Consider the following 380-nt stretch of genomic DNA (forward strand, 5'->3'; position numbering starts at 1 on the left):
GCAGGGTGGATTAATTGTCGAGAGAGAAAATATAACATAGAAGGATGATTCCTTAAGAAAAACACTGCTCTCTCTGCCAGAGGAAAGTTAGCAATGAATTTAATCGAAGCAATCCAAGGGGTTCCCGATTATCGACATGCCAGAGGTATTAGACATAAACTTTGGATAATACTAACTATAGTTTTGTTAGGTAGTTGTACAGGATATTGGGGATATAAACCTTTAGCTGAGTTCACCAAAAATCATCGATTATCCCTAATAAAATTATTAGATTTATCTCCAGATATTCAATTTCCATCAGCATCAACATTCAGAAATATCATGATTAAATTATTCAGCCTCAGAATTCGCTCTCGTTATTCGTGGTCATTGGTCAATTG

1 protein-coding gene is annotated in these 380 nt (G+C 35.3%); it reads left to right on the forward strand.

The annotated features are described in order from the left end of the window. Nucleotides 1-93 precede the first annotated feature (93 nt). The coding region (locus ACM0OX_RS35775) for a transposase family protein (RefSeq protein WP_414519958.1) at nucleotides 94-380 on the forward strand (287 nt) is incomplete at its 3' end.

It is taken from the genome of Nostoc sp. PCC 9305 (genome assembly GCF_963920915.1).
In the GTDB taxonomy this organism is placed as follows: domain Bacteria; phylum Cyanobacteriota; class Cyanobacteriia; order Cyanobacteriales; family Nostocaceae; genus Nostoc.